Annotated in this window: 5 protein-coding genes and 1 pseudogene; 5 read left to right on the top strand and 1 reads right to left on the bottom strand. The window is 68.6% G+C overall.

All coding sequences use genetic code 11. From position 1 onward, the window contains the following. From RWO33_RS18105 to pncB, 5 genes and pseudogenes are all read left to right on the top strand, one after another. Positions 1 to 195, top strand: a pseudogene (locus RWO33_RS18105) (hypothetical protein); the annotation flags it as partial. Between the two features lie 9 nt (positions 196 to 204). After that, positions 205 to 2403 carry a type II secretion system secretin GspD gene (gene gspD / locus RWO33_RS18110; RefSeq protein ID WP_314106605.1) on the top strand — a complete coding sequence of 733 codons (2199 nt, stop codon included), beginning with the start codon at positions 205 to 207 and terminating at the stop codon, positions 2401 to 2403. A 75-nt stretch (positions 2404 to 2478) separates the two neighbouring features. Beyond that, positions 2479 to 3336: a glycosyltransferase family 2 protein gene (locus RWO33_RS18115; RefSeq protein ID WP_145481501.1), complete on the top strand. Its 858-nt coding sequence runs from the start codon at positions 2479 to 2481 to the stop codon at positions 3334 to 3336. Beyond that, positions 3333 to 4169 (top strand): glycosyltransferase family 2 protein, encoded by an 837-nt coding sequence (locus RWO33_RS18120; protein ID WP_314106607.1) that lies wholly within the window; start codon positions 3333 to 3335, stop codon positions 4167 to 4169. The genes RWO33_RS18115 and RWO33_RS18120 overlap by 4 nt, the downstream gene beginning before the upstream one ends. Positions 4170 to 4360: 191 nt before the next feature. Further along, positions 4361 to 5536, top strand: coding sequence for a nicotinate phosphoribosyltransferase (pncB, locus tag RWO33_RS18125; RefSeq protein ID WP_314106609.1), 1176 nt, complete (start codon positions 4361 to 4363; stop codon positions 5534 to 5536). A 103-nt stretch (positions 5537 to 5639) separates the two neighbouring features. Here pncB and RWO33_RS18130 read toward each other — a convergent pair whose 3' ends face one another. Then, the gene (locus RWO33_RS18130) at positions 5640 to 6956 is read right to left on the bottom strand and encodes an NCS2 family permease (protein ID WP_314106611.1); all 1317 of its coding nucleotides are present in this window, start codon (positions 6954 to 6956) and stop codon (positions 5640 to 5642) included. Positions 6957 to 7108: the final 152 nt, after the last annotated feature.

Consider the following 7108-nt stretch of genomic DNA (forward strand, 5'->3'; position numbering starts at 1 on the left):
GCCGAAGCGGCCGCCGCCGCTGCCGCCAATTCGGCAGCCAACGCCGCCGCTGCTGCAGCAGCGCAGCCGCCCGGCGCGCAGGGACCCAGCGAACAACAGATGCAAGCCATCCGCGCCCGCATCCAGGCGCGCCGCCAGCAATTGCAGCAACAGTCGCAGCAGCCGCCCGCGGGCGGCTCCGGCCAAACCAAATAGAGTGAAAGCATGACATTGCGCCTTTTCTCCCTGTCGTTCGCCGTGGCCCTGCTTGCAGGCTGCGCTTCCGTGCCCGGGCCCGAGGTGCGCCGCGACGCGGTACTCGACGGTCGCCACCAGGTGGTCGCCGGCGACGGCTCGCATGACGGCGTGGACGCGCAGCCGCTGGGCGCCGACGGTGCGCCGCAGCCGGTGATCCGCCGGGGCAGCGGCACCATGATCAACCGCAGCGCGGCGGCGGCGCCGTCGCCCGCGCTGTCGCAGGCCAGCAGTGGCACCGCCACCTTCAACTTCGAAGGCGAGTCGGTGCATGCGGTGGTCAAGGCGATCCTCGGCGACATGCTCGGCCAGAACTATGTGATCGCCCCCGGCGTGCAGGGCACGGTGACCCTGGCAACGCCCAAGCCGGTGTCCTCGGCGCAGGCGCTGAACCTGCTGGAAATGGTGCTGGGCTGGAACAACGCGCGCATGGTCTACAGCGGTGGCCGCTACAACATCGTGGCTGCCGACCAGGCGCTTGCCGGCACCGTGGCGCCGAGCACCGCGCCGGCCGCCAACGCACGCGGTTTCGAAGTGCGGGTGGTGCCGCTGCAGTACATCTCCGCCACCGAGATGAAGAAGGTGCTGGAACCGTACGCGCGCCCAAACGCGATCGTGAACGTCGACGGCGGGCGCAACGTGATCACCCTGGGCGGCACCCGCTCGGAGCTGGAAAACTACCTGCGCACGATCGAGATCTTCGACGTGGACTGGCTGTCGGGCATGTCGGTGGGCGTGTTCCCGATCCAGACCGGCAAGGCCGAGCAGGTCGCCGCCGACCTGGAAAAGGTGTTCGGCGAAGAGAGCAAGACCCCGAGCGCCGGCATGTTCCGGTTCCTGCCGCTGGAAAACGCCAACGCGGTGCTGGTGATCACCCCGCAGGCACGCTACCTGGACCAGATCCAGCAGTGGCTGGAGCGCATCGACACCGCCGGCGGCAGCGCCCGGCTGTTCTCCTATGAGCTGCGCTACATCAAGGCCAAGGACCTGGCCGAGCGCCTGGCCGAAGCCTTCGCCAGCGAAAACAGCCGCAGCGGGCGCGGCGGCGGCTCGCTCGCACCGGGTGCGAACGTGCAGGAGCTGGGCAGCCGCGACGGCACCGGCAGCAACAGCTTCAACAGCAACGGCAGCACGGGCGGCACCAACCGCACCGGCGGCATGGGCGAGGGCACCATGAACCTGCCGCAGCGCCAGCCCGGCAATGCCAGTTTCAACCTGGAAGTGCAGGGCGATTCGGTCGGCGTGTCGGCGGTGGAGGAAACCAACACGCTGCTGGTGCGCTCCACCCCGCAGGCCTGGCGCTCGATCCGCGAGGTCATCGAGAAGCTCGACGTGATGCCGATGCAGGTGCATATCGAGGCGCAGGTGGCCGAAGTGTCGCTCACCGGCGATCTCGCCTACGGCGTGAACTGGTTCTTCGAGCAGGCCGTGGCAACCGGCAAGACCGAGAGCGGCATCGACCTGCCCAGTGCACTGGGGCGTTCGATCTGGGGCAGCATCTCCGGTCGGGTCGGTGAAGGCGGGCTGGGCTGGACCTTCCTGGGCAAGAACGCGGCGGCAGTGGTCACCGCGCTGGACAAGGTCAGCAACCTGCGCCTGCTGCAGACTCCGTCGATCTTCGTGCGCAACAACGCCGAAGCCACGCTCAACGTGGGCACGCAGATCCCGATCAACTCGGTCTCGGTCAACACCGGGGTCGGCGGCGACAACACCTACAGCCAGGTGCAGTACCTGGACACCGGCGTGATCCTGAAGGTGCGCCCGCGCATCACGCGCGACGGCGTGGTGTTCCTGGACATCGTGCAGGAAGTCAGTTCGGCCGGCGCGATCCCGTCCGGCTGCGACCCGACCCGCACCACCTGCAACCCGCCGATCAACACGCGCAAGATCTCCACCGAAGCGGCGGTGCAGAGCGGCGACACCATCATGCTGGCGGGGCTGATCACCAATTCGGATGAGAACGGCGCCAACGGCGTGCCGGGCCTGAGCCGGATCCCGGTGCTCGGCGCGCTGTTCGGCAGGAAGACCCAGAACACCGACCGCTCCGAAGTGATCGTGCTGCTGACCCCGACCATCGTGCGCAACGCGCAGGAGTCGCGGAACCTGACCGACGAATACAGCAACCGCTTCCGCGCGATGGAGCCGTTCCCGGCCCGTCCCAAGCGCTGAGCCGGCGGGGGCGGCTGCCACGTTGGCGGCCGCGCCTGCTACGCTGCGGGGAGGACGCCGCATGCAGGGGGTTGGATGGGGACGATCGTGTTGCTGCCGATCGGGGTCGATGACAGTGCCCTGGACCGCTGCCTGGCCGCGCTGGATGCCGGCAGTCCCGCCGCCACCCCGGTATGGCTGGCCGACGACGGCCAGGCCGGGCCGCGCGCGCAGGCGGTGATCGAACATTGGCTGGCGCACACGCCGCTGCGTGCCGAGTACACGCGCCGGGCGCGGGCGATCGGCGAGGTGGCGCACCTGGATGAAATGCTGCGCGCCTGCGACGGCAGCGACGTGGTGGTGCTGGCGCCGGACGCGGTACCGGCGCCGGGCTGGCTGCAGCAGCTCGATGCCTGTTTCGCCCGCGATGCCTCGATCGGTTCGGCCACGCCGTGGTGCAACGCCGGTGAAACCGTGGCCTGGCCGCGCCTGGGCGAGATCAACCCGGTGCCCGACGACCTCGACGCAGTCGCCCAGGCCTGCGCGGCACTGCCCAGTCTGCACCCGGAACTGCCGTCAGCGGTGACCCATGCGGTGCTGCTGCGGGCCAATGCGCGGCGCAAGGCCGGCGGCCTGGACATGCACAGCTACGCATCCTGGAACGCGGCGCTGGTCGACCTGAGCCTGCGCATGGCAGGCCTGGGCTGGCGCAATGCCCTGTGCGAAAACGCCTTCGTCGCGCGCGAGGGCGAAGCGCAGGCGCAGGACGGTGAAATGGAAGCGCTGGGGACGCGCTGGCCGGCCTGGCAGCCGCGACTGGCCGCCTTCCTGATGGGCGATCCGCTGCTGCAGCTGCGCCAGGACCTGCAGCGACTGCACCAGCAGGCGATAATGCCGCGGTCCCAGGGCGATCTGTTCGGTTCGCCCGCCCCGCCGCCGGAGTCGTCCGTTTGAATCCCAGCATTGCCGTGGTGATCGTCAGCTACCAGAGCGCCAGTACCCTGGACGCCTGCCTGGTGCGGTTGCGTGCCGCCGAAGACGTCGCCGAAATCCGGGTGGTGGACAACGGCTCCGACGACGGCACCCTGGAGATCGTGCAGCGCCATGCCAGCGCCGACCCGCGCCTGCGCTTCATCGCCAACCCGGACAATCCGGGCTTCGCGGCGGCCAACAACCAGGGCGTGGCCGACAGCCAGTCACCGTGGCTGGCGTTCATCAATCCGGACCTGCTGGTAGCGCCCGATACGCTGTCGCTGCTGCGCGCGCGCGGGGTAGCGCTGGGCGACTGCGTGCTGGGCGTGGAGCAGGTGGACGAGCAGGGCCAGCCCGATGCGGCGGTACGCCGGCGCGATCCGGACTTCGGCGCCATGCTGCGCCACCCGGGGCAGGGCGCGCGGCTGGCGATCCCGGCCGACCCTTCGCAGCCGCTGCAGCAGGTGCCGGCACTGTCCGGTGCGCTGCTGCTGATGCCGCGCGCGCTGTTCGAGCGCATTGGCGGCTGGGATGCCGGCTATCGGCTGCACGCCGAGGACCTGGACCTGTGCCGGCGCGCCCGTGAAGCCGGGGCCGTGGTGGCGATCGCCAATGACCTGCAGGTGGTGCATGTGCGCGGTGTGTCCAGCCGCTCGCGGCCGTTCTTCGTGGAATGGCACAAGCATCGCGGGCTGTGGCGCTACTTCCGCCGGTTCGAGGCACCCCGGCGCAACCTGCTGGTGCAGGCGGCGGTCTGGGGCGCGATCTGGGCGCACGCAGCGGCGCAGGTGCCACGGTTGCTGCGTCGGCGCTGAAAAGCGTACCCACCAACGGTGGGCACCTACCGGGTGTTGATACCCACCAACGGTGGGTGTGTCCCGGTGGGGCGGTGCGATGGTGCCCACCCACGGTGGCACGTTCCATTGGTCCCCGCCACCGGCGGACGGCATTGCCCGGTAGGTACCGACCGTTGGTCGGTACATGCTCTCAGGCGCATAATCCGGGCATGATCATCCAATCGCTGCTCGACACCGACCTGTACAAATTCACCATGATGCAGGCGGTGCTGCACCAGCACCCCGGCGCGCAGGTGCAGTACCGGTTCAAGTGCCGCACGCCCGGCATCGACCTGGCCAGCTACATGGACCAGATCAACGCCGAGATCGACCATCTCTGCAGCCTGCGCTTCACGCCGGAAGAGCTGGACTACATGCGCGGGCTGCGCTTCGTGAAGCCGGATTTCGCCGACTTCCTCGGCCTGTTCCACCTGGACCGCAAGTACATCGACCTGCGTCCGTCGACGGACGTTCCGGGTGAGATCGCGCTGGACATCACCGGGCCGTGGCTGCACACGATCCTGTTCGAGGTGCCGCTGCTGGCGATCATCAACGAGGTCTGGTTCCGCAACACAAGCGAGCCGGACTACGCCGAGGGCGAGCGCAGGCTGCAGGCCAAGACGGCGCTGCTGCGCGATACGCCGGGCTTCGAGTTGTGCCGCATCGCCGATTACGGCAGCCGCCGCCGCTATTCGCGCGACTGGCATGCGCGCATGCTGCCGATGATGCGCGAGGCGCTGGGCGACCAGTTCGTGGGCACCAGCAACGTGCACTTCGCGCGGCTGTACGGGATGACGCCGCACGGAACCATGGCCCACGAGTACCTGCAGGCGTTCCAGGCGCTGGGCCCGCGGCTGCGCGATTCGCAGGTGGCGGCACTGGAGTCGTGGGCACGCGAGTACCGCGGCGACCTGGGCATTGCGCTGTCGGACGTGGTCGGGCTGGAGGCGTTCCTGCGCGATTTCGACATGTATTTCTGCAAGCTGTTCGATGGCGTGCGCCACGATTCGGGCGACCCGTTCACCTGGGGCGACCGCATGCTGGCGCACTTCAAGGAGCGGCGGGTGGATCCGCGCAGCAAGGTGCTGGTGTTCAGCGACGGGTTGAACATCGAGAAGGTGATGCGACTGTTCGACTATTTCCGTGGCCGCTGCCAGGTTGCGTTCGGGGTCGGCACGCACCTGACCAACGACCTGGGGCCGACGCCGCTGAACATCGTGATCAAGATGGTCCGCTGCAATGGGCAGCCGGTGGCGAAGCTGAGCGATTCGCCGGGCAAGAGCATGTGCGACGACCCGGGCTACCTTGCCTACCTGCGCCAGGTATTCGAGCTCCCGCCGGCATGAAGCGGGTCACGACCAACGGTCGTGACCTACCGATCAAACACCGGTCGTGACGCCCCCCGTCCAAACGCCGGTAGGTCACGACCGTTGGTCGTGACGCTCTGGATCATTCCAGCGCGTAGCGCAGCACAAACAATCCGGCCACCAGCCATACGGCCGGATGCACATCCCGCCAGCGCCCGGTACCCGCCTTCAACACCGCATAGGCAATGAAGCCGAACGCCAACCCGTTGGCGATGGAATAGGTGAACGGCATGGCCAGCGCACACAAGGCGGCCGGCACCGATTCGGTAAGGTCGCCCCAGTCCACGTCGACCAGTTCGCGCAGCATCAGCCCGGCCACGAACAGCAGCGCCGGTGCGGTGGCATAGCCGGGCACCATGCCGGCCAGCGGCGAGAACAGCAGGGCGGCGAGGAACAGGGCGGCGACGACCAGTGCGGTCAGTCCGGTGCGTCCGCCGGCCTGCACGCCGGAGGCGCTCTCGGCAAAGGCGGTGGTGCTGCTGGTGCCGAGCAGGGAGCCGGCGACGATGGCGGTGCTGTCGGCGAGCAGGGCACGGCCGAAGCGCTTTTGGGCGCCGGGCAGTTTGAGCAGGCCGGCACGCCCGACGACGCCGTACAGGGTGCCGGTGGCGTCGAACACTTCGACGAGGACGAACACGAGCACGACCTGGAGCAGGACGGCGATGGGGGCGCCACCGTCATGGTGCAGCAGGCCGGGCAGGTCGAGCTGCAGGAAGGTGGGGGCAAGGCTGGGCGGCAGGGAGACGACGCCATGGTACTGGACGTCGCCGAGGGCCCAGGCGGCGGCGGTGACGGCGAGGATGCCGATCAGGATGGCGCCGCGCACGCGACGTGCTTCGAGGATGGCGATCAGCAGGAAGCCGGCGAGGGCGAGCAGGGGCGGGGCGGTGTTGAGCGGGCCCAGTGCGACGAGGGTGTCGCTGTTGGCGACGATGACGCCGGACTTCTGCAGGGCGATGATGGCGAGGAACAGGCCGATGCCGGCGACGATGGAGGCGCGCAGGGAGGCGGGGATGCCGGCGACGAGCCAGGCACGCACGCCGGTGAGGGACAGTGCGAGGAACACCAGCCCTGAGATGAAGACGGCGGCGAGCGCCTGCTGCCACGGCAGGCCGGCGGCGCCGACCACGGTGAAGGCGAAGAAGGCATTCAAGCCCATGCCAGGCGCCATGCCGACCGGGAAGTTGGCGGCAAAGGCCATCACCATCGAGCCGATGGCGGCGGCCAGGCAGGTGGCGACGAACACGGCGCCGGGGTCCATTCCGGTGGTGGCGAGGATGTCGGGATTGACGAAGACGATGTACGACATCGTCAGGAACGTGGTCAGCCCGGCCAGCAGTTCAGTGCGCACGGTCGTGCCGTGGTGATGGAGCTGGAACAGGCGTTCAAACAATTTCATGGTTGGGGTCCATCTGGAAATGTGTTCTTTGGAGCAACGGCAACGGCAACAGCCTTCGCCTGGGGCATTGCGAGTTGAGGGCCGACGGGTGCGGGGGTACGGGACACGCCGTGAACCCATCCATGGGGGCTCGTAGAAAACATCCATGTTTT

The sequence above is a fragment of the uncultured Stenotrophomonas sp. genome (assembly GCF_963519925.1).
Classification (GTDB): domain Bacteria; phylum Pseudomonadota; class Gammaproteobacteria; order Xanthomonadales; family Xanthomonadaceae; genus Stenotrophomonas; species Stenotrophomonas maltophilia_AE.

Coding starts and splice junctions, on each gene's coding strand:
- gspD (WP_314106605.1), top strand. CDS start 205: ATGACATTGCGCCTTTTCTCCCTGTCGTTCGCCGTGGCCCTGCTTGCA.
- RWO33_RS18115 (WP_145481501.1), top strand. CDS start 2,479: ATGGGGACGATCGTGTTGCTGCCGATCGGGGTCGATGACAGTGCCCTG.
- pncB (WP_314106609.1), top strand. CDS start 4,361: ATGATCATCCAATCGCTGCTCGACACCGACCTGTACAAATTCACCATG.
- RWO33_RS18130 (WP_314106611.1), bottom strand. CDS start 6,956: ATGAAATTGTTTGAACGCCTGTTCCAGCTCCATCACCACGGCACGACC.